Origin of the sequence: Pseudomaricurvus alkylphenolicus (assembly GCF_011683955.1) — a bacterium.
GTDB classification, from domain to species: domain Bacteria; phylum Pseudomonadota; class Gammaproteobacteria; order Pseudomonadales; family Cellvibrionaceae; genus Pseudomaricurvus; species Pseudomaricurvus alkylphenolicus.
Map to the genome: position 1 here is coordinate 199,754 of NZ_JAAQPI010000011.1, position 20,355 is coordinate 220,108.

General features: G+C 55.3%; 17 protein-coding genes. 11 read left to right on the forward strand and 6 right to left on the reverse strand.

Annotated features, from left to right (window positions below):
* The first annotated feature begins 100 nt into the window (after positions 1–100).
* The gene (locus tag HBA55_RS24850) at positions 101–1,333 is read left to right on the forward strand and encodes an iron-containing alcohol dehydrogenase (protein WP_166996986.1); all 1,233 of its coding nucleotides are present in this window, start codon (positions 101–103) and stop codon (positions 1,331–1,333) included.
* Positions 1,330–2,019 (forward strand): alpha/beta fold hydrolase, encoded by a 690-nt coding sequence (locus HBA55_RS24855; RefSeq protein ID WP_166996988.1) that lies wholly within the window; start codon positions 1,330–1,332, stop codon positions 2,017–2,019. The genes HBA55_RS24850 and HBA55_RS24855 overlap by 4 nt, the downstream gene beginning before the upstream one ends.
* 3 nt (positions 2,020–2,022) lie before the next feature.
* Here HBA55_RS24855 and HBA55_RS24860 read toward each other — a convergent pair whose 3' ends face one another.
* Together HBA55_RS24860 and HBA55_RS24865 are read right to left on the reverse strand one after the other, a co-directional pair.
* Positions 2,023–2,820, reverse strand: coding sequence for an aldo/keto reductase (locus tag HBA55_RS24860; protein WP_166996990.1), 798 nt, complete (start codon positions 2,818–2,820; stop codon positions 2,023–2,025).
* The gene (locus HBA55_RS24865; RefSeq protein ID WP_166996992.1) at positions 2,817–4,070 is read right to left on the reverse strand and encodes an NAD(P)/FAD-dependent oxidoreductase; all 1,254 of its coding nucleotides are present in this window, start codon (positions 4,068–4,070) and stop codon (positions 2,817–2,819) included. The genes HBA55_RS24860 and HBA55_RS24865 overlap by 4 nt, the downstream gene beginning before the upstream one ends.
* A 157-nt stretch (positions 4,071–4,227) precedes the next feature.
* Here HBA55_RS24865 and HBA55_RS24870 point away from each other — a divergent pair, with 157 nt between their 5' ends.
* Entirely contained in the window at positions 4,228–5,562 is a 1,335-nt protein-coding gene (locus tag HBA55_RS24870) for a 3-deoxy-D-manno-octulosonic acid transferase (RefSeq protein ID WP_166996994.1), read from the forward strand.
* Positions 5,563–5,941: 379 nt separating this feature from the next.
* Here HBA55_RS24870 and HBA55_RS24875 read toward each other — a convergent pair whose 3' ends face one another.
* Together HBA55_RS24875 and HBA55_RS24880 are read right to left on the reverse strand one after the other, a co-directional pair.
* Positions 5,942–7,345, reverse strand: coding sequence for a TolC family outer membrane protein (locus HBA55_RS24875; RefSeq protein ID WP_166996996.1), 1,404 nt, complete (start codon positions 7,343–7,345; stop codon positions 5,942–5,944).
* A gap of 240 nt (positions 7,346–7,585) precedes the next feature.
* The gene (locus tag HBA55_RS24880; protein ID WP_166996998.1) at positions 7,586–8,593 is read right to left on the reverse strand and encodes an AraC family transcriptional regulator ligand-binding domain-containing protein; all 1,008 of its coding nucleotides are present in this window, start codon (positions 8,591–8,593) and stop codon (positions 7,586–7,588) included.
* Positions 8,594–8,867: 274 nt separating this feature from the next.
* Between HBA55_RS24880 and HBA55_RS24885 the strand changes: the two genes are divergently transcribed.
* Positions 8,868–11,360 carry a TonB-dependent receptor gene (locus tag HBA55_RS24885; RefSeq protein ID WP_166997000.1) on the forward strand — a complete coding sequence of 831 codons (2,493 nt, stop codon included), beginning with the start codon at positions 8,868–8,870 and terminating at the stop codon, positions 11,358–11,360.
* A gap of 62 nt (positions 11,361–11,422) precedes the next feature.
* Here HBA55_RS24885 and HBA55_RS24890 read toward each other — a convergent pair whose 3' ends face one another.
* Positions 11,423–12,415, reverse strand: a complete 993-nt coding sequence (locus HBA55_RS24890) for an AraC family transcriptional regulator (protein WP_166997002.1) — start codon at positions 12,413–12,415, stop codon at positions 11,423–11,425.
* 104 nt (positions 12,416–12,519) lie between these two features.
* Positions 12,520–13,464 carry a LysR family transcriptional regulator gene (locus HBA55_RS24895; RefSeq protein ID WP_166997004.1) on the reverse strand — a complete coding sequence of 315 codons (945 nt, stop codon included), beginning with the start codon at positions 13,462–13,464 and terminating at the stop codon, positions 12,520–12,522.
* A 239-nt stretch (positions 13,465–13,703) separates the two neighbouring features.
* Here HBA55_RS24895 and HBA55_RS24900 point away from each other — a divergent pair, with 239 nt between their 5' ends.
* From HBA55_RS24900 to HBA55_RS24930, 7 genes are all read left to right on the forward strand, one after another.
* Positions 13,704–15,245 carry an arylsulfatase gene (locus HBA55_RS24900; RefSeq protein ID WP_166997006.1) on the forward strand — a complete coding sequence of 514 codons (1,542 nt, stop codon included), beginning with the start codon at positions 13,704–13,706 and terminating at the stop codon, positions 15,243–15,245.
* Between the two features lie 88 nt (positions 15,246–15,333).
* Positions 15,334–16,299, forward strand: a complete 966-nt coding sequence (locus HBA55_RS24905) for an AAA family ATPase (protein WP_166997008.1) — start codon at positions 15,334–15,336, stop codon at positions 16,297–16,299.
* Between the two features lies 1 nt (position 16,300).
* Entirely contained in the window at positions 16,301–17,212 is a 912-nt protein-coding gene (locus tag HBA55_RS24910; protein WP_166997010.1) for a DUF58 domain-containing protein, read from the forward strand.
* The gene (locus HBA55_RS24915) at positions 17,209–17,745 is read left to right on the forward strand and encodes a DUF4381 family protein (protein ID WP_166997012.1); all 537 of its coding nucleotides are present in this window, start codon (positions 17,209–17,211) and stop codon (positions 17,743–17,745) included. Before HBA55_RS24910 ends, HBA55_RS24915 begins: the two co-directional genes overlap by 4 nt.
* Positions 17,742–18,785 (forward strand): VWA domain-containing protein, encoded by a 1,044-nt coding sequence (locus HBA55_RS24920; protein ID WP_166997014.1) that lies wholly within the window; start codon positions 17,742–17,744, stop codon positions 18,783–18,785. The genes HBA55_RS24915 and HBA55_RS24920 overlap by 4 nt, the downstream gene beginning before the upstream one ends.
* A complete protein-coding gene (locus HBA55_RS37565; protein WP_166997016.1) occupies positions 18,778–19,680 on the forward strand; it encodes a VWA domain-containing protein in 903 nt (300 codons plus the stop codon). Before HBA55_RS24920 ends, HBA55_RS37565 begins: the two co-directional genes overlap by 8 nt.
* Positions 19,674–20,336 carry a tetratricopeptide repeat protein gene (locus HBA55_RS24930; RefSeq protein WP_166997018.1) on the forward strand — a complete coding sequence of 221 codons (663 nt, stop codon included), beginning with the start codon at positions 19,674–19,676 and terminating at the stop codon, positions 20,334–20,336. The genes HBA55_RS37565 and HBA55_RS24930 overlap by 7 nt, the downstream gene beginning before the upstream one ends.
* The last annotated feature ends 19 nt before the right edge of the window (positions 20,337–20,355 follow it).

Consider the following 20,355-nt stretch of genomic DNA (forward strand, 5'->3'; position numbering starts at 1 on the left):
TGGGTTAATTACAGCAACAACGTAACATTTTTAACATTCACAGCTGCGGCGCCAACCTACACTCAGCCCCCCTGAACAAACCTGCGTGTAGAGGATGTCCATGAGAGGATCACAATCGACGCTTGCCGAGCGCCTTAGATTTAAACTGCATCGTGCAGAGCTTAAAGCCACAGCCATGGGCTTAAAGTTAATGCCCCTGCGAGAATCCAGGTTGCATGAAGGCCTGGATGCCACCCATTCGCTCGCCAGGGAGATTGGCCATTACGGGGTCAATAAGGTTCTGATTGTCACCACAGCCGGCGTTGTCAAAAGGCAGCAGCTCGATACCCTCATAGCAGCGCTGGCACAAAATCAGGTAGGCTTCGCCATCTATTCCGGTATCACACCAGACCCATCAGTCAGTGTGGTTAAAGAGGGCCTGCAAGCGCAACAACAGCACCAGTGTGATGCCGTGGTTGCGTTCGGAGGAGGGTCGGCGATTGATGCTTCCAAAGCCATTGTTGTCGCCGCGACCAATGACAAGCCGGTTGAAAAACTGGTCGGCATTCGCAAGGGCCGTAACAAACCTCTGCCGTTGTTTTGTGTTCCGACCACTGCAGGGACTGGGTCAGAGGTCACCAGCGTTGCCGTGATATCGGACGATGTTACCCATACCAAACGATTTATCATCGACAGTCGCACGATTGCAAAGGGAGTTGCCCTCGATCCTGCGCTGAGTCAATCCCTGCCGCCATCGATAACGGCGGAAACCGGAATGGATGCCCTCACTCATGCCATCGAAGCCTATTTGAGCCAGTTGGCCTCTCCCCAAACCGATGCTCTGGCGCTGGAAGCTATAGAGTTGATTTTCACGCATTTGCCAGAGGTATACAGAAACGGCGGCAATCTCGAATCCCGCGCCGCCATGGCCAGAGCTTCGTTAATTGCAGGCAAGGCATTTAGAAAAGCGATGCTGGGTTATGTACATGCGATTTCCCATCAATTGGGTGCCTGCTACGGGCTGCCCCATGGTTTTGCCAATGCCATATTACTTCCAAGAATTGTGGCGTTTTCTCAAGACGCCGTGCAGGACAAACTGGCTCAACTGGCAATCGAGACCGGGTTGGGTGAAGCCTCACTCGGCCGGTCAGATCTTGCCGGTCTCACGCTAGACCGTCTTGAACGTCTTAACACTGAACTTGGCATTCCCGACAACGTTGAAAGCCTGAAAGAACAGGATATCCCCTCGATAGCCTCAGCGGCGTACAAAGAGGCTTTGTCTGTTCACGCCGGACCAAAATATATGGGCAGAAAAGATATTCAAGCATTGTTGCGTGGACTGTTGCCGCAATGAGTTTGCCAAGACCGCCATCAATGCTGGAAACCGCCCTGGAAACCATGAGTGGTGTGGAGCTGGCGCGCCTGGCATTGGCCTATCCCGAATTGGTTCGCACGCAGGGCGGCAAACCCAACTCGGTTTTGGTATTGCCGGGTATCGGGGCCAGTAATCTATCCACTGTGCTCTTGCGGCGGTTTCTGGAGCAACTCGGCCACCGGGTAAAGGGCTGGGAGCTGGGTCGCAATTTGGGCGATGTTCACGCCAATATTCCAAGAATCGCCGGGCAGGTGGCCGACATGAGCGAGGCAGACAATGGCCCCGTTTCAATTATTGGCTGGAGCCTGGGTGGCATTCTGGGGCGGGAAGTGGCCAGGGAATATCCCGCTTTGGTTCAGCAGGTGATTACCTTGGGGAGCCCGATTTTGGGCGGCGCCAAGTACACCCGTTTTGCAGACTATTACCGGCGTCGGGGTATCGACCTGAACAGTATGGAAGCCAGACTGGCAGCCAGGGATCTGCGTCCGATAACTGTGCCTGTCACCTGCATTTACTCGAAGCTGGACGGCATTGTGCATTGGCGAGCGGCGATTGATCGCACCAATCCCGATACGCGTCACCATGAGGTTCGATCAACGCACCTTGGATTGGTGATATCTCCCGATGTGTTTCGGATCATCGCTGCGGAGTTGGTGCAAAAATAGGATCTAGTTAAAGGTAAGCGCGTTAATCGCTTTTTCGCAGTTGCTCCGCAAGTGCCCAGGGTTAATGGTGCCGATAATCGCACTGCTGACGCCGGTATGGGCAAACAGGAAATCCATGCTCTCCTGCACTGGGTCGCCATCACTGCCAACAGTGATATGGCCGCTGGCCAGGGCCTTCTTTATCAAGGCTCCTTTGCCGTGGTCGCGGCAGTAATCCAAAACCGGTTCTTCCTCAAGGTGGTTAAGGTTGTAAGTGACCATGACGCAGTCCGAGAGTTTGGCGGCGGCAAGGCCCCCTTCCACCGTTTTGGTAGACATGCCGTAGGCTTGTATCAGCCCTTCTTGTTTCAATTGGGCGAGGGTTGCCAATACATCAGTGTTGTTGATGATATCCATATCCTTGCCATCGGAATGCACCAACACCAGTTCGATCACGTTGGTATTGAGCCGCCTTAGGCTGCGCTCGATGCTAAAGCGTGTGTGTTTGGCAGAGAAGTCAAAGCTGGATTCGCCGTTATTGAATTCCTCGCCCACCTTGGAACAAATGACCCAGTTACTGCGCTGGCCCTTTAGCAGTTTTCCCAGGCGTTCTTCGCTGATGCCGTAGGCAGGTGCGGTATCAATCAGATTGATTCCCAGGTCGCTGGCCTGGGCTATCAGGTTGGCGGCATCGGCGTCGCTGGGCAGTTCAAAACCGGAAGGGTATTTAACCCCCTGGTTGCGTCCGAGTTTTACTGTGCCCAGCCCGATAGGGCTGACTTGGAGTTCGCCAATGGCGCGACGGAAGTTATGCAATTTCATGAAACAAATTCGTTAAAGGGTTTAAAGTCCGCTTGGTCCCACGGGCAGGGGCTGACTTTCGCCTGCTCCAGAATATCCAGCGCGCTGAGATCCGGTTTGTGTGACGCAGTTTTGATGCCCTCTGCATTGAGCAGTTCCATGCACTCACTGGCAAGGTTGGGGGCTAAAGTGAGTTTGGTCGGCCAGGCCACGGCGACATTGGAACATTTGCCGGCTTTGCCAATAAAGGCCTTGTCGGGGCGCAGCAGATTTTTCTGGCGCGGTTCGGCTCGGTTGACCGGCAGGCTGGCCCAAGTGGCTTCGGATAAGTCCATCCAAGGCATCAGGTGTGTGAGTTCTGCCTGTGCGGCGCGAATCACTTCAGCTTCTGTCTGTTGAGCCCCTTTCTCTGCAAGACTGCCGCCCAAGTACCAGACCCAGCGTCCATCCTGAGTCGGATGTGTGGAGATGGTCAAGCGGGGCGTTTTGTCCGTGCCGAGGCAGTGGCCATAAAAGCGAATATCGTCAGAAGGCTGCTTGAGCTTGACCATTACCTGTTGCAGCGGGCGCTCCTGCATCGCTGGCGTATTCTCGTCCAGGGCCCGCAACAGGGCTTGGTTGCCGCGACCGGCGCTAAAGATAAATTGTCCGGCAGTGACCCGTACATGGCCCTTGTCAGTTTTAACGCGCAGTTCGCACTCGCCACTCTCGTTTTTGATCCAATTGGCCCGTTCCGGGGGCAGTAACCAGGTTTGACCGGCAACATTGTTTGCCAGGGTGCGCAATACGCTGGGTACGTCGAGCACCATGTCCACCAGTCTATAGAGCTGGCCTTTAAATTTGCCCTGCCGGAATAAGGCCGGTCTGTCGTTGGCTGCCACCTTGTCCACCCGTCCGCGAGTGGCTTTGCTGGCAAAGAAGGTGGTGAGTTTGGAGGTAACACTGGCGCTGGACCACATATAAAAGTGGTCACAGAGGGTGTCTGCACCGCGCAGGTCAACATCACCTTCACCGTTGAGGCATTGGCGCCAGTGATCCGGCATGTCGGCAATAGCCTCAGAGGCACCGGTTAACGCACCTCCCAGGGTGTACTTGATGCCGCCGTGAATCATCCCCTGGGACGCCACCGATTGATCGCTGCCCAGGGCTTTGGCCTCGAACAAACCGCAATGATAACCGGCTTGCTGAAGTCGATTGATCAACCAGAGACCAGCGATACCGCCGCCGATGATGGCGACGTCGAGATGAACATGGGGATCTTGGGCAGACATACGGAAACCGAGCGAGAAAAATCGGGGCCAATTATACGGGTTTTTAGTCCAAATAACTTTTCTGCCATGCGCAGTATGGGTATGCTGGCCGCTTTGCGCCGCCAGGCCTCTTAATGACTGGCCTCCTACTGAATTTCGTCTGAGCCTCCGATCACCCATGCGCTGGTTATATTCTCTCTGCTTTTATCTGTTGTTGCCTCTGGTGATTTTGCGACTGCTGTGGCGGGCCAAAGCGGCTCCGGCATACGCCCATCGCTGGTCTGAGCGCTTTGGTTTTGGCGCTTGTCGTCCCACGGGTAAGCCGGCTATTTGGGTGCACGCGGTATCCGTGGGGGAAACGCTGGCGGCGTTGCCCATGATTCGCCATTTGCAGCAGCGCTACCCGGAGTATGAGTTGGTGGTTACTACTACAACGCCGACGGGTTCTGATCGGGTGAAAGCGGCGCTGGGGGGGTCGGTGTTCCATGTTTATGCACCCTACGATCTTCCGGATTGCCTGGCTCGTTTTCTGCTCCGGGTGCGTCCCTGCTTGGCCGTTATCATGGAGACGGAGCTCTGGCCCAATACGGTGGCGGCTTGCCGCCATCGGGGGATTCCTGTGTTGGTGGCCAACGCGAGGCTCTCTGCCAAGTCGGCCCGCGGTTACCAGCGTTTTTCAGCACTGGCATCGCCGATGGTGGCGGGTCTGAGTGGCGTTGCGGCTCAGCATCAGGACGATGGTGATCGATTTTTGCAACTGGGTTTGCCCCCGTCGGCACTGACGGTAACGGGCAGTATCAAGTTCGATCTGACGATCAGCAGAGAGACAGAGCAGCTGGCCAGCACCTATCGTAAACGGTGGCAGGGGAGCCTTCAGCGGGATAACAATAGCCTTCAGCGGGATAACAATAGCCTTCAGCGGGATAACAATAACCCTCGTCCCATTCTGCTGGCGGCCAGTACCCATGAGGGGGAAGATGAGCTGCTCTTGCAGGCGGCGAAGCAGCTTTGGCAAACCCACAGTGAACTTCTGTTGGTGCTGGTGCCTCGTCACCCTGAGCGTTTTGAGCGGGTGGTAAAGCTTGCAGAGACTTATGCTCCCACGCAAAGGCACAGCGAAGGCGAGGCTGTTCTGCCGCAAACCCGTGTGTTGGTGGGTGACACTATGGGGGAGATGATGGCCTTGCTGGGAGCCAGTGATCTGGTGTTTATGGGGGGGACTTGGGTGGAAACCGGGGGGCATAATCTGATTGAGCCGGCGGCCTGGGGTAAGCCCATTGTGTGTGGCCCCTCGCTGTTTAATTTCGCCGAGGTATCGAGGTTACTGCAAGAGGCAGGAGCGTTGGAGATAGTGGAGTCGCCGCAGCAGTTGGCGGCTCAGGTGGGGGTATTGTTGGGTGATGCCGATAAGGCTGAGGCTATGGGGCAGGCCGGTAAAGCCGTTGCCGAGGCTAATCGTGGGGCTTTGGAGCGGTTGTTGGGGTTGATTGATAGTACGTTGCCGCGCGGGTGAATCGGGTTCTTGATTACCCCGCAGGTGTTTCGATCGATCCTCTTTAACTGGGACTTGAGCTATCCTTCCGAGACCTGCTGCCACAACCGGAACATAGGTAGAGTTGCCGGAGCGTCCGGTTCGGTGCCTCAAAAGGCGGCTGGGGTGCTGTTTTCAGAGCGAATCGGCGGCCCTCCGGGCTACCCTCAGTCGCCAATGAGCCCGGCAAAAAGCGCCGGTCTCATTGACTCCTTCGGCGCTCGCTTTTAATGCTCTGAAAACAGCACCCCAGCCACCTCAGACTCTGTAGTTTGTCGAGTCTGTTGCCTCAATGTGAAGGTCTTGTTTACGCTTCGAAAACGCAATTCCCGACCACCGCTAACACCGCAGTGCGTCGAGCCTATTCGTACTTCGCCCGATTTACCTGCTGCCCGGATTCGAGCCAGCGGTTCAGCTGCAGCACGTCCTCTGGGGTCAGGTTGCCGGCCACTTCTTTCAGACGCAGCATGTTGATGATGTAGCCGTAGCGGGTGTCGTCGTAGTTGCGCTGGGATTGGTACAGATTGCGCTGGGCGACCAGTACGTCCACCAGGTTACGGGTGCCGACTTCGTAGCCGGCCTGGGTGGCTTCCAGCGCACTTTTGCTGGAAGTGATGGCCTGTTTGCGGGCTTTGACCTGGGCGACGTTGGTGACTACGGAGAGGTGCAGTGAGCGGGTGGCCTGGATGATGTCACGCTGGGTCTGGTTGTAAATTTCCTGGGCCTGCATGTGTTGTTGGTGGGCCTGTCGGCGCTCACCCGAGACGCGCATGCCGCTGAAGATCGGCACGTTCAATTGCAGTGCAACGGTGGAGCTTTCGTTGCTGCGGGAGTCATTGTCGGCGGAGGCGCCCGGGCCAAAGTCCACACTTGTGTTGGTGTCGTCGCGGTCGGTGTAGCTGAGGCTGGCGGTCAGGGTTGGCAGGTGGCCGGATGCCTTGGCGCGAGCGTTTTGGCGAGAGGCGTCTGAATTGAGTTTGGCCACTTTTAGGGTGTAGTTGTTTTCCAGGGCAAAATCGACCCAATTGCCGCGGCTGTTGGGGTCCGGGTTGGTGACCGGAAAGGTACTCAGCAGTGGGGCAACGGTATCATGGCTGCGTCCGGTCAGTACCTCCAGGGCTTCAAAAGCGATTCCCAGATTGCCCTGGGCTTCCAGGGTGGTGGCCGTGGCGGTGTCGTAAGCGGCCTGGGCTTCGTGGACGTCGGTAATGGCTGTCAGGCCCACTTCGAAGCGCTGGCGGGTCTGTTCCAGTTGGTGGCCGAGGGCTTTTTCTTCGGCTTTGGCGGTCTCCATGTTGTCGATGGAGCGCAGTACATTAAAGTAGGCCTCTGAGACGCGAATGATCACGGCTTGCTGGTCGGCGCTGAACTGGGCTTCGGCCTGTTCACTCAGGGCCTCGCCCTGTTTGTAGCCAAACCAGGCAGCCATATTGAACAGGGGCTGGGTCAGGCTGACGGAGTAGCTTTCGTTTTCGCTCTCGATGTCGAAGGTGGCGGTTGGCTGGTCGAACTGGAGCTTGCCCACTTGGGTCTGGTCGGTGTCGGAATAGCTGATAGTGCCACTGATCTGAGGCAGCAGGCCTGATCGGCCGATAGTGAGTGCTTCTTTACCAGCGTTGTAGACGGCGGTGTCGGCTTTCAATTGGTGGTCGTTGTCCAGGGCCAGGGCGTAGATTTCCTGCAGGGTTTCTGCCTGAAGGGGGAGGGCAGTCAGGCTGAGGGCACCGGCCAGGCTCACGCCCAAACGAAGGCTTCGCGATAACATAAACAATCCTGTTCAAGAGACGGGGCTTCTGCGGGGGAGACTCAGTCGGGAACCCGCAGAGCTTGGCAAAATACAAACCTGCGGCAGTTTAGCGGTTTGGGGGCTGAGCGTCGACCAAACGCCGGGTATGGCGGGTTAATTAGTGTTAAACCACTAATCATTTAGGATGCTTTGATTAACTTAACAAAGCCCCGGTTAACCTAAGCCCTTCCATATTTAACGTTGAGGCGTTGCTTCTACTTATGAGGCTCGGGAGGGAACCCACTCCTGTCGCCAGCGCTGGGGGGAGATGCCAAACCAGCGCTTGAAGCTGCGGGTAAAGGCGCTCAGTTCGGAATAACCGAGCAGGGCGGCGATGTCTGTAAGCCGGTAGTAGTGCGAGCTGAGGTATTCCAGGGCCTGTTGGCGTCGTACTTCTTCCACCAGCTGTTGGAAAGTCGCCTGTTGCTCCTGCAGGTGTCTCTGCAGGGTTCGAGTGCTGAAACCCATGGCCGTGGCTACGGTGTGAATACTGCAATCCCCCATGATCAAATGGTGGCTGATGATCTGTTTGACCTGTTCAGTCAATTTGCCCTGATGCTTTTCCTGCAGGTGCTGGCGCAGCAAATGGGGGATCTGACGGGCGCTCTCGGCAATGGGAGCGAGTACGTAGCGGGCATCCGCCACCAGTTCCAGGTTGGGGTGGTTAAAGGCTACCGGGCAGCGAAAAAAGCGGGTGTATACACTGGTATCGGCGGGGGCTTCATGGCGGAAGTAAACGGCCCTGAGGTTACATTTGTCACCGTACAGAATCTGCATGTTCTGCCAGGCCAGACCCATGGCGTGGTCCTGGAAGGTGGTGCTGTTGTCGATGGCGCTATTGCGCGCCATGGCGGAGAACACGGCCAGGTCGTCGTTGAGGTGAATCTGGATATCGAGATTCTGGACGCAGATGTTCAGGTGCCGCGCCAGCAGGTAAAAGCCCTCCTCAACCGTTTCACTGCGTGTCATCAGAGCAAAGAGAGGGCCAAAGACGGCAACGCTCTGGCGCCTGGCCATCTCCAGGCCCAGCCAGGGGGTGTCGTATTCCCGGGCGACCAGTTCCAGCAGGTGAGTGTGTTCCAGATAGGGCACCAGCAGGTTGTCCGCGTGCAGAGCCGCGCGGCTCAGGCCCACCCGCCGGGCATAGTCTTCAGGGTCGCCACCCCGCTCAAGGACAAAATCACTCAGTCCTTCCAGAAAGCTTGAACTGATGAGTGGATGAGCCACGTTTTCTACCTGCATCAAACATCGACGGGTTAACCGTCTGACAAATGGGCAATTTGGTCAACCGACTTTTGGCGCGTACTGGTAAATACGCTCCCTCATGGCTGAAAACCTCGGAGCACTGGCGCGAAGTGTAAAGCAGCGTTAAGAGGTCTCGATACACTCGCAGCCTGTCCGGTGAATCAACAACCGGCTCAGGGGGCGACCTGCACCTGGCTACCCGGCCCGATCGTCGTTGCCATAACTGAACAATTATAACCAAGCGAGAGACTGACACATGAGCTTTACTTACCGATTGGCTCCCATGGCGCTGGCAATTGCCGCCATTTCCACCCCAGCCCTGTCCGATGGCTTTACCCTGGAAGAAGTTGTGGTGACCGCACAGAAGCGGGCGGAAAGTCTGCAGGATGTTCCCATTTCAGTATCCGCCATGAGCGGAGAGAAAATTGCCGAGGCGGGAATTCCCGGCTTCCAGGATTTTTCCGCCTATGTGCCCAACTTTAACGTTACCTCCAACGCTATTGGCGATGTGATCTCTATTCGTGGTATTCAGTCCGGTATCCTGGCCAGTGTTGAGCAGTCCGTAGGTACTTTTGTTGATGGTGTCTACCGCGGTCGTGGTACGCAGTCCCGTTTCAGTTTTCTGGATGTGGGCACGGTAGAGGTGTTGCGCGGACCCCAGAGTACGTTATTTGGTAAGAACACGATTGGCGGAGCCCTTAATATCACCTCTGCCGCACCCACTGAAGAGTTTGAAGCACAGCTATCCGCACTCTATGAACTGGAGCACGAAGAGACTGAACTGCAGGGTTATGTCTCCGGTCCATTGAGCGAAAATGTGCGCGGCCGCCTGGCATTCCTGACCCGTGAGATGGATGAAGGCTGGATCGAGAATACCTACTACGATCAGAACGAACCCCAGACCGACGAGTGGGCTGCGCGCGGGTCCATCGAGTGGGATGTCAACGAAAACCTGTTGATCAAGGCCAAGCTGGAACACGGGGACTGGGATAACCACGGTAACGCCTACGAGCAGTTTATCCTGGCGCCCAGTCACGAGGCCCTGTTTGCTTCTTTAGGCGCGGACATTACGCCGGAGAACAACGTTAACACCATGGGCAACAGCACAGATGGTATCGACTATGGCGCCTCTCAAGTGTTCGTCGGCGATTCAGACGAGTTTGGGATACGGGCGGATTATACCCTGGATACGGGCACGATCACGGCCATTTATGGTTACTCAACCTACGAATTCAACCGCGATCTGGATGCCGACTTTAATGTCATGGACGGCATCGGTTTCGAAGAATACGAGGACTACGAGCAGCACAGTATTGAGCTTCGGTTTGTGTCTGAGCTGGGCAATGGCTTCGAATATATCGCCGGCTTCTACTATCAGGACAGCGACTTTACCGCCACCGCCAAATCCAACTTTAACGTCGACGCCACCAATCCCTTGTCATTTGCGGGCCCCGCCGGTATTGCGGCGATGACTGACCACAATAACCTGATCGCGCTGACCGGCGGCGCCATTGGTTTGCCAGGGCTTCCTTTGGCACCCATCGATCCCGCTACCGGGGTCGCTTACGTTGGCTCTATTGGGCAGTTTACCCGCGCTGCACAGTTGGAACAGGAAACTGAAAGCTGGGCGGCTTTTGCTCAGGGCACCTGGGATATCTCTGAGACTGTGCGTCTGACAGTCGGTTTGCGCTATGGCGAAGAAGAAAAAACGGCGATGCAAAGCGTGCATTGCGCCGAGTGGGACAGCTTTAATCTGATTGATGCTGCAACTTGCGCCTCAACCAATCCTCTGGGTCTGGTGTTGGGCGAATTTACCCCGCATACCTTTGAAAATCTGCAGCGCGATGAAGAAGACTGGACCTATAGCGTTAATGTGCAGTGGGACGTCACCAGCGATATTATGGCCTATGCCACGGTGTCCACAGGCACGAAGTCCGGAGGCTTTAATAACTTTGCCCTGACCGCCAGTGCAGAAGAAGCGGAGTTCGATCAGGAGAAAGTGAAGTCTATGGAAATCGGTGCCAAGATGACGCTGCTGGATGGGGCCGCTGAGATTAATATGGCGCTGTTCGATATGGACTATGACGATCTGCAGGCGTCCATCTTTACCGGTGCCACTGGTTTTAAAGTGGAAAACGCGGCAACGGCCAGCGTTCGTGGTTTTGAAGCCGATGGCCGCTGGCAGTTGGCTGAAAGCCTGATGCTGCGGGGTAGCGTGGGCATCCTGGATTTCGAGTTCGATGAATACCCCAATGCCGGTTGCACCAACACTCAAAAAGCGGCACTGAATTTCTCCACCTTCCTTAAGCCGCCAGCGGGTACCAGTGTGGGCAATGCCACTGCCGTGGATCTGGATGGTGATGGCCTGACCGATACCTGTGAGCAAAATCTGAAGGGCGGGACCAATGCCTTTACGCCAGAGTTAACGGCCAGTTTGTCGTTGGAGCACGAGCTGGACTTGGGCGATAACCTGTATCTGCGCACCGTTCTGGATGCCAACTATATGGACGATCATCATAGTGCACAGGACAACGACGTACTGGCCGAGCAGGCTGCTTATACGCTGTGGAATCTGACGCTGACAATTGGCTCTCAGGATGATGACTGGGATGTATCGCTGGTGGGACGCAATATAACTGACGAGCAGTACATCACCTATTCAAATGACATGCCGTTGTTTGCCGGTAGCCAGCAAGTGGCTTGGGGACGTGAAGCCAACTACGCTATTCGTGGACGCTTGCGCTTCTGATCGGTTGGTAAAGCAGAGGACAAAAATCCCGTGCATTAGCGCGGGATTTTTTGAATACGGGTTTAATGCATATGAGCTTTGCGCCAGGTTTGCGGCGATTGCTGGTGCCAGCGTTTAAAACTGCGGCTAAAGGCTGAAAGTTGAGAGTAACCCAACATCGCGGCAACATCGCCGAGAGAGTAATGGCGATTGCGCAAATAGGTTAATGCCTGTTCGCTGCGAACACAGTTGACCAGATCTTTAAAGCTGGTTTCATTTTCCTGCAAACGCCGTTGCAAAGTCCGCTTGCTCATATGCAATTGATCTGCAAGATTCTCGATATTACAGGCGTCTTCGCTTAACAGTACCGCAATAACTCCGCGAGTGTGGGCGGGCAAATTCTGCTCAGCGTTGACAGGAGCGGGTTGATCAGCCCACATCAACTGGATCTCATCCACTTTGGCCAGCCCGTTAAGCCAGGAAGCATTAAACACGATTCCTGTTAAAGCGTGATTGAATGCCAGTGGTGCACCAAAGAAATCGTGATAGGCCTTAAGGTCCGAATGTTCCGGATGCTGGAAAAACACGGAACGCGGTTTCCACTTGATACCACACAGGGTACGCATAATGATACACAACAGTGCCAGCCCATGATCCTGCATAAAGGGGTTGTTCTGCAAAGAGGGGTCGGCGCTGTGGATACTTAAAATGGCGGTATCTTCATTGACATCCAATCGCAGGGAAACACTGTCCACACTTAGATGCAGGTTTTCCTGCACCAGCTGCAGGGCTTCTTTTACCGAACAGTCGCGCAGCAGAGAGCGGGTCACCGGGCCCATGGCAAATACATCCTGCCGGCGCGCCAGATCCAGGCAGATTTCGGGCTGGGAGAAATACTTGGCTGCCATTTCGAACAGTCGCAGTTCCTGATGGAACGGCAGTAACTTTTCCTGGCTGTTGGCTCGGAACGGGGGCAATTGCGCCTGTCGATAAAAGCTGCCTGGACTCACTCCTTTTTCCTGGAGCAATTGATCGAATCCCTGAATAAAGGAGCTGCTAATCTGCGGCCGCGTCATGGTCACCTCTCTTCAGTTTGAGTGCAGGCACACTTGTGCCGCTCGTTTTTTGTTCACATCATGCGAGGCGGCGGCACGGTTTGTCAAAGAAATGGCGTGAGATGTCAAACTTTGGGGGTGGTTGGGTCCTCATAGGCCATATCCAGGATCTGGTCTTTAAGCCATTGATGTGCTCGACTATTGAGGCTGCGGCGGTGCTGTACTAAAGCGAAAGAGATTTCAGGAAAGGGGAGGTCTTCGGGGAAGGGCATGGCGTGCAGCAATCCAGAGAAACGTTTGAGATTGGTGTAATGCATAGCCCCAACCATCAGGCAGTCAGATTGGATCAGGGTTTCCAGAGCAGAACCCAGGTCTGTAGTGGCCAGCAGCACTCTTCTGGTCAGCTGTTGTTGCTGTAGCACTTCGTCAATCAGGCCGGCATTGTTATCGTTCATGCCGGGAAAGTAGACCCGAACATGCGGGTAGCTCAGGTAATCTTCGAGGCTCATCCGGGATTTGTGACTGAGCGGATGGTCATGCCGCATCAGGCATAGTGCCTGTCCAAATCCCAGGGTATGGCAAAGGTAATCCGGATCAAAATTGAGCTGACGCTGGATAATAAAATCCCGCTGACCGGTAGCCAGTTCTTCCAAATAATTTGCTGACAGATCGGTAACCTCCAACTCCAGTTGCGGCGCCCGCTGCGACAGGCGCTCAACCAGATGCGGTACCATGGTTTGGGCGATCAGCTGAGGCAGTGCCAGGCGAAACCGGCCGCGATAACGGGTGGGATCAAACTCCTGTTCCTCGACCAACAGCTGCAACTGTTCCAGTAGCGGTGGCAGCTTTAGTGCCAACTCTTCGGTTTTGGGGGTGGGGATCAGTCCATGGGAACCACGGGTAAAGAGGGGGTCGTTAAATAACTCTTTGAGCTTTTGTAGCGTCTTGCTCAATGCCGGCTGGGTTACATGTAAACGCTCGGCTGCTCGAGTAACGTTGCGTTCCTCGATCAACACCTGCAATGCCAGCAGCAATTTGAAATCGACTCGTGATAGTTGATTACGTCTCATTTTCACCGGTCCTCTATGGCTATGAGCTGACGCCGCGCGTTACTGTGCAGGTGAGCCTATGATATTCCATTTTTGCAATATCTGTTATCAAGAAATAGTCATTGGAGTTATATCTCTGTCCTAAGTATCCTCTTAGATTCCATTTTCAGTGTGCTCTGGTGTGTTTAAAACCCCTGGTTATGACCAAGCGACTACACTGAAAAAAACAGCCATAAAAGATACCCAAGGGAGAGAGATTCATGCCCATTGGCAAGCACCCTTTCACATTGGCCCTTTGCCTGTTGGCCGCTTTGTTCAGTGGCCTGCTGCAGGCGGCCGACCGCCCCAACATTCTGGTGATTTGGGGCGATGATATTGGCCAGAGTAACATCAGTGCCTACAGTCACGGTCTGATGGGATACCAGACTCCCAATATTGATCGCATTGCCCGCGAGGGCGTTATGTTTACCGATTACTACGGTGAACAGAGCTGTACCGCAGGGCGCTCAGCGTTTATTACGGGTCAGCACCCGGTGCGTACCGGTTTGACCAAGGTGGGGACCCCCGGCGCCGACACTGGCATTCGCCCGCAGGATCCCACCTTGGCTGAAATGCTCAAACCCCTGGGCTATGCCACTGGCCAGTTTGGCAAAAACCATCTGGGGGACCGGGACGAGTTCCTGCCCACCAATCACGGCTTCGATGAGTTCTTTGGCAACCTCTATCACCTCAATGCTGAGGAGTTGCCGGAAAGCCCTGACTACCCCAAAGATGCCTGGTTTCAGAAGATGGCCAATCCCCGAGGTGTGATTCACAGCTACGCCGACGGCCGTATTGAAGATTCCGGCCCACTGACCCGCAAGCGCATGGAAACAGTAGACGAGGAGTTCACAGCCGCTGCCAAAAACTTTATCGACAAAGCCCACAAGGCCAAAAAGCCCTTCTTCGTTTGGTTGAACACCACTGGCATGCACTTCTGGACGCATCCCGCCAAAAAGCACCTGGGTAAGTCTGGTCAGGGGTTCTATAACGACGTGATGGTGGCTCACGATGAACTGGTCGGCGAGATGCTCAAGCAGCTTGAAGATCTGGATATCGACGAGAATACCATCGTGGTTTACAGCACCGACAACGGTCCTCACTACAACACCTGGCCGGATGCTGCCATTACCCCATTCCGCAGCGAAAAGAACACCAACTGGGAAGGCGGTTATCGGGTGCCGGCTGCAGTGCGCTGGCCCGGAAAGATCAAAGGTGGTCAGGTTTCCAATGAGATCATGTCACATCAGGATTGGGTGCCGACTTTAATGGCAGCCGTGGGTGAAGATAAAGTCGTCAGACAGCTGAAAAAAGGGCGCAAGTTTGGAGACAAGGAATACAAAGTACATCTGGACGGCTTTAACTTTCTGCCCTACCTGACCGGCAAGAAGACCAAAGGGCCTCGCAAGGACTTCTTTTACTTCAGCGACGATGGTCAGCTGGTAGGCGTACGCACCGGAGATTGGAAAATTGTCTATGCCGAACAGCGGGCGACCCAGTTCCAGGTCTGGCGTGAGCCTTTCGTTCGGTTGCGTATCCCCAAGCTGTTTAACCTGCGCCGTGATCCTTACGAACGCGCCGATGTGCATTCCAACACCTACAATACCTGGTGGGAAAACAACTCCGCATGGGTATTCTATGGCTCTGCCAAAGCCGTGCAGTTTGCTCAGACCTTCCGGCGTTTTCCCTCCCGTCAGGCGCCCAACAGCTTTACCGTGGATGGCATTGTTGAGCAGATGACGAAGTACCGACCACAACAATAAAGGCAATCCCATCGACTGGGGCATTGATCACAGAGCGATTGATGCCTACAGTTGATGAGAGCGATGCCGCTAACTAATTGGAGTATTGATGGATTCAACGCAGACGGCTCTGAGGCAACTCCAGGAAACCATCCAGGCTCAAATTGTTGGCCAAAATAATCTTATCGAAAAACTGCTGATTGCGCTGTTGGCGTCCGGCAATGTGCTGCTCGAAGGCATGCCCGGTACCGCCAAAACCCGCTCCATCAAAGCTTTGGCACGAGGTTTGAGCGCCAGCCTCGGGCGCATTCAATTTACCCCGGATCTGTTGCCCTCTGATGTTACTGGTACAGAGGTATTTCATCAGCAAGGCAGCCACGAACAGCTGGTGTTTCAGCCTGGCCCATTGTTTAACAATCTGGTGTTGGCCGATGAAATTAACCGCGCTCCGGCGAAGGTGCAGTCGGCACTGCTTGAAGCAATGGAAGAGCGTCAGGTCACGGTCGCCGGAAAAACCTACCCGATGCCGGAACTGTTTATGGTTCTGGCGACCCAGAATCCAATCGAGCAGGAAGGTACTTATCCCTTGCCGGAAGCGCAAATGGATCGCTTCCTGATGAAGGTGTGCCTGGACTACCCGGACGAAGCCTCCGAGATGGAAATTGTCAGGCTCGTGCGAGAGGAAGAAGAAACCGGCGAGGCCACTTTGCCAACACTGGATCCACAGCAGATATTTGATGCCCGTGGACTGGTCAGAAAAGTTGGCGTCAGTGAGGCCGTGGAGCGCTACCAGGTGGCGTTGGTCATGGCGACACGGACTCCGGATCGTTACGGTGAGGAGCTGGCTCAATGGATCAGCGTAGGTGCCAGCCCTCGTGCCAGTATTGCCCTCGACCGCTGCGCACGCGCGCACGCGTGGATCAATGGTCAGAGCCAAGTGACGCCGGAAAATGTCCGAGCGGTGGCGATGGATGTACTGGGTCATCGCGTGCTGGTCAGTTATCACGGTCAAGCCGAAGGTGTCAGCAGTCGCCAGGTCATTGCCGAAATTCTTCGCCAGGTGGCGGTGGTATGAGATGGGACGGGTTAGTGTCGATCTCAGACATCTGATCGAGTTGCGACACCAGGCGCGTCATCTTCCCCTTAGTTCCGCCGGTGTCATCAATAGTGTTTTGGTGGGGCGCCATCGCTCGCGCATTCGCGGGCGGGGGCTGAATTTCGAAGAGTTACGCCACTATCGAACGGGTGATGATATTCGTCTGCTCGATTGGAAAGTCACCCGGCGTACCGGCAAACCTCACGTGCGTGTTTACGCCGAAGAGCGCGAACGCCCCGTATTGCTGGTGGTAGATCAGCGATTGTCGATGTTTTTTGGCTCCAGCCGCGCCATGAAGTCGGTGGTGGCTGCAGAGCTGGCATCGGTTCTAGCCTGGCATACTTTGGCTCAGGACGATCGAGTAGGATCTCTGGTGTTCGGTGATGATTACATTTCCGAACTGCGTCCCCGCAGATCTGATGCCCAAGTGATGCAATTGCTGCAGCGGTTGCAGCAAAGCAACGAGGCCCTGCGTGGGCAAACACAACGTGGGAATCCCGCCCAATTGAATCGCGCCCTGCAACAGGTGCTCAACCTGGCTGGACACGGTTGCGTGGTTTATTTGCTGAGTGACCTTGACGGCGCCGATGAAACCACCGGCCATCTGTTGTCTCAGCTGACTCGTCACAACAGCGTCCTGCTGGGGTTTGTCTATGATCGTTTGGAGCAGCAGTTGCCAGTGAGTGGTCGTCTGGCCGTGAGTGATGGCGAATTTCAAGTGGAAATCGATACCGCTGATGCCGGTTTGCGCGAAAGGTTTTCGGAGTTGTTCGAGAAAAGGCTGTGGCGTGCGCGCAGGTTTCTGCAGCAGCGTCAAGTGCCGGTATTGGCCATTCACACCCATGAGCCGGTGGTCAAACAATTGACAAGAATGCTGGGTTCGGTGCCGTGAGTGAGCGTCATTGGCGAAAAGACGATACCGAGTCATCAATGCCTTTTGGTAATGACTGGCTCACCAACATACACGAAATAATATTGCCGGAACCCATCAGCAGTTGGCCTCAGGGAGTCGGGTGGTGGGCACTGTTGATACTGATTGGTGCCTGTGGATTGCGTTGGGCATGGTTGCAGTATCGGCATTGGAAAGCCAACGCGTATCGACGCGCGGGTATAGAGCGGCTTGGTCAGCTCCGTGAGCAAATTGAAAGCGGGCAAACTCAATGCCTGGCGCAACTTCCGGAGCTGGTACGGCAAGTGGCCCTCTGTGTCTACCCGCGCCGACGGGTGGTTACTCTCTCCGGCAGAGAGTGGTTGGATTTTCTAGAGCGCAGTACCGACAGATCCATACCCGACATATTGCAGAACCTCGCTTACTGCAGTGAACAACAATTGCGGGAAGTCGGAGAAAATCAAAAGCAGCAATTGTTTGATTGGATCGCCTATTGGATTGAGACTCACGATGCCATGTATGAGGCGGACCGGTGATTCTGTTCGAATTGCCCTGGGCTTTTCTGTTGCTGCCAGCGCCCTTGTTGGTCAAATGGCTCAGCGCTGCCTACCACACGCCGAGAGCTGCGCTGCGGGTGCCTTTGTTTCATTTGCTGGTCAGATTGTCTGGCAATCGCCCCGGGCGGGGTGCCTTGATCCTGCGTCGCAATATCTATCAACGGCTGACCCTCGCGGTGAGCTGGATTGCCGTGGTCACCGCCCTCGCCAATCCTGTGTGGCTGGGCGATCCCATTGTCAAACAACAACCGACCCGCGATTTGATGCTGGCGCTCGATCTTTCGGCGTCGATGGAGACGGAGGATTTCGCTGTTGACACTGGTACCCCTCTCAGTCGCTTTGACGGGGTGCGGGAGGTGGTTTCAACGTTTGTGGCACAACGTCGCCATGATCGTGTTGGTTTGATTGTGTTTGGTTCGGCACCCTATCTGCAAGTGCCTTTTACGCTCGATCATGATTTGTATCTGCAGCTGCTGCGGGAATTACAGACCGGCATGGCGGGACCGAAAACCATGCTCGGGGACGCCGTGGGCCTTGCCGTTAACCACTTCACTGCTGCCGAGGAGAAACGACTTCTTCAAGGGCGTAAGCCTGCCAGCAAAGTTCTGATCCTGCTTACCGACGGCAATGACTCAGGTAGTCGGGTACCGCCTCTCGATGCGGCGCGCGTGGCCGCAGATGCCGGTATCGTGATTCATACCATCGCCATCGGAAAGCTGACGGCCGATGGCGATCAACGGGTTGATGTGGAGTCTCTGGCCGAAATCAGCCAGACCACGGGAGGTGTTTTCTTTCGTGCGGAAGATGGTGCCGAACTGCAAAAGATTTACGCACATCTGGATCGATTGGAACCCGAAAAGGTTGACGCTGAGTACTTCCGGCCGCGTTTTTCTTTGTTTCACTGGCCACTGGGCTTGGCGTTGTGCCTGCAGTTGATACTGCAATTCACCATGGCGTGGTGGTCGAGCGGAACGGGCATTGCAAAGCGTGGATCGAAAAAGGAGTCTGCCAGTGGTTGAGTTTCATGGCGATTTGCTGGAAGCGCTACAGGCCTTTCATTTTCTGAGACCCTGGTGGTTATTGGCCATGCCTCTGGCCTGGTATATCAAGCGTGCGCTGGAGCGTCGTGCCGTGCAATCCGACTGGCGCGAGCACATCGATCCGACGCTCTTGGAGGCTTTGCTGTTAAGACCCGCAGAAGAGGCGCGCCTGACCCCCAGGCGGCTGGCGACAGTTATGATGTTGATCTGGGTCCTGGCGCTGGCCGGGCCCAGCTGGCAACGCCAGCCGTCGCCGTTGAGTGAAAATCAAGCCCCTCTGGTGATTGCCCTGCACTTGAGCGAGTCGATGTTGCAACGGGATCTTCGGCCCAGTCGCCTGGCTCACGCCAAGCACAAATTGTCCGACTTGCTTAGGCGGCGCCCCGGTGCGCCCGTTGCATTGGTCGTATATGGCGGCAGCGCCCATACGGTTCTGCCGTTGACGGAAGATCACGATGTGGTTGACTTGTATTTGCGATCACTGCATCCGGAGATTCTTCCCGAACCGGGAAATCGCACTGACCTGGCTCTAACGCTGTCAGCGGATTTACTTGGCGACGGGGGCGGCAGTGTATTACTCGTCAGCGATCAGGTGACTTCGGTTTCAGTCCCTGAGCTGCTGGATGTGCAGATGCTGCTGGTGACGCCATTGGGAGTTGATACCTTGAACCCATCAACTCAAGTCGCTACAACCGGCATTACCCTGGACAACGGCGACCTGGAGCAACTTCTTAATGGTATTCGCCACCGCTGGCAAAATCGTCTGGATGAGACGGAGCAAGCTCAGTGGCGAGATTGTGGCTACTACCTGCTGTGGCCGTTAATGGGGTTGATGTTGTTATGGTTTCGGCGCGGAATGGTGTTGCCGTGGTAGCTCAGAAACGCTTTTTTTCCCAAGGTTTTATTCTGGGGTTAGCGGCGGTTTACGCACTACAGTTCTGTGCCTGGTTGATCCACTCAGACCAGCCGTTGTGGCAGGATCTGTGGATGAGTCGTGATCAACAGGGGCAGTATTACTTTGAGCGGGGCGACTACAAACTTGCTGCCCAGCGCTTTATCGATCGCAACTGGAAGGCGGCGGCGCTTTACGCCGATGGCCAATTCGAGCCGGCTGAAATCCTCTGGAGTCGCCAGAGTGGTGCCCGTGCGTTGTTTAATCAGGGCAACGCACTGGCTCATCAGAAACGGTATCGACAGGCCGCCGATAATTTTTGGTTGGCGTTGCAGCAGCGTCCGGATTGGTCAGCGGCGCAGCACAACCTGGAGCTGGTGCGTGCCTTGGCGGAAGAACCGGAGGCGGTCACCGATTTCAGCGGCGACACGGTGGCGCAGCTGGAGGCCGATCAAGTGGTCTTCGATCGCGCAGACAGTGAGCGTATGCAGCAGGCGACGGAAACCCAACAGCAAGAAAGACACGATATGTCTTCACAGGAGATACAGGCCCTGTGGATGCGTCGCCTGCAGTCGACCCCGTCGGACTTCCTGCGATTGAAGTTCTATTATCAGACTCAATCGGAGCCATCCCGATGATGTGGCGACGGATCACTTG

Excerpts from the sequence above, each read along its gene's own strand:
- HBA55_RS24850 (WP_166996986.1), top strand. The coding sequence starts at position 101 with ATGAGAGGATCACAATCGACGCTTGCCGAGCGCCTTAGATTTAAACTG.
- HBA55_RS24855 (WP_166996988.1), top strand. The coding sequence starts at position 1,330 with ATGAGTTTGCCAAGACCGCCATCAATGCTGGAAACCGCCCTGGAAACC.
- HBA55_RS24860 (WP_166996990.1), bottom strand. The coding sequence starts at position 2,820 with ATGAAATTGCATAACTTCCGTCGCGCCATTGGCGAACTCCAAGTCAGC.
- HBA55_RS24865 (WP_166996992.1), bottom strand. The coding sequence starts at position 4,070 with ATGTCTGCCCAAGATCCCCATGTTCATCTCGACGTCGCCATCATCGGC.
- HBA55_RS24870 (WP_166996994.1), top strand. The coding sequence starts at position 4,228 with ATGCGCTGGTTATATTCTCTCTGCTTTTATCTGTTGTTGCCTCTGGTG.
- HBA55_RS24875 (WP_166996996.1), bottom strand. The coding sequence starts at position 7,345 with ATGTTATCGCGAAGCCTTCGTTTGGGCGTGAGCCTGGCCGGTGCCCTC.
- HBA55_RS24885 (WP_166997000.1), top strand. The coding sequence starts at position 8,868 with ATGAGCTTTACTTACCGATTGGCTCCCATGGCGCTGGCAATTGCCGCC.
- HBA55_RS24890 (WP_166997002.1), bottom strand. The coding sequence starts at position 12,415 with ATGACGCGGCCGCAGATTAGCAGCTCCTTTATTCAGGGATTCGATCAA.
- HBA55_RS24895 (WP_166997004.1), bottom strand. The coding sequence starts at position 13,464 with ATGAGACGTAATCAACTATCACGAGTCGATTTCAAATTGCTGCTGGCA.
- HBA55_RS24900 (WP_166997006.1), top strand. The coding sequence starts at position 13,704 with ATGCCCATTGGCAAGCACCCTTTCACATTGGCCCTTTGCCTGTTGGCC.
- HBA55_RS24905 (WP_166997008.1), top strand. The coding sequence starts at position 15,334 with ATGGATTCAACGCAGACGGCTCTGAGGCAACTCCAGGAAACCATCCAG.
- HBA55_RS24910 (WP_166997010.1), top strand. The coding sequence starts at position 16,301 with ATGGGACGGGTTAGTGTCGATCTCAGACATCTGATCGAGTTGCGACAC.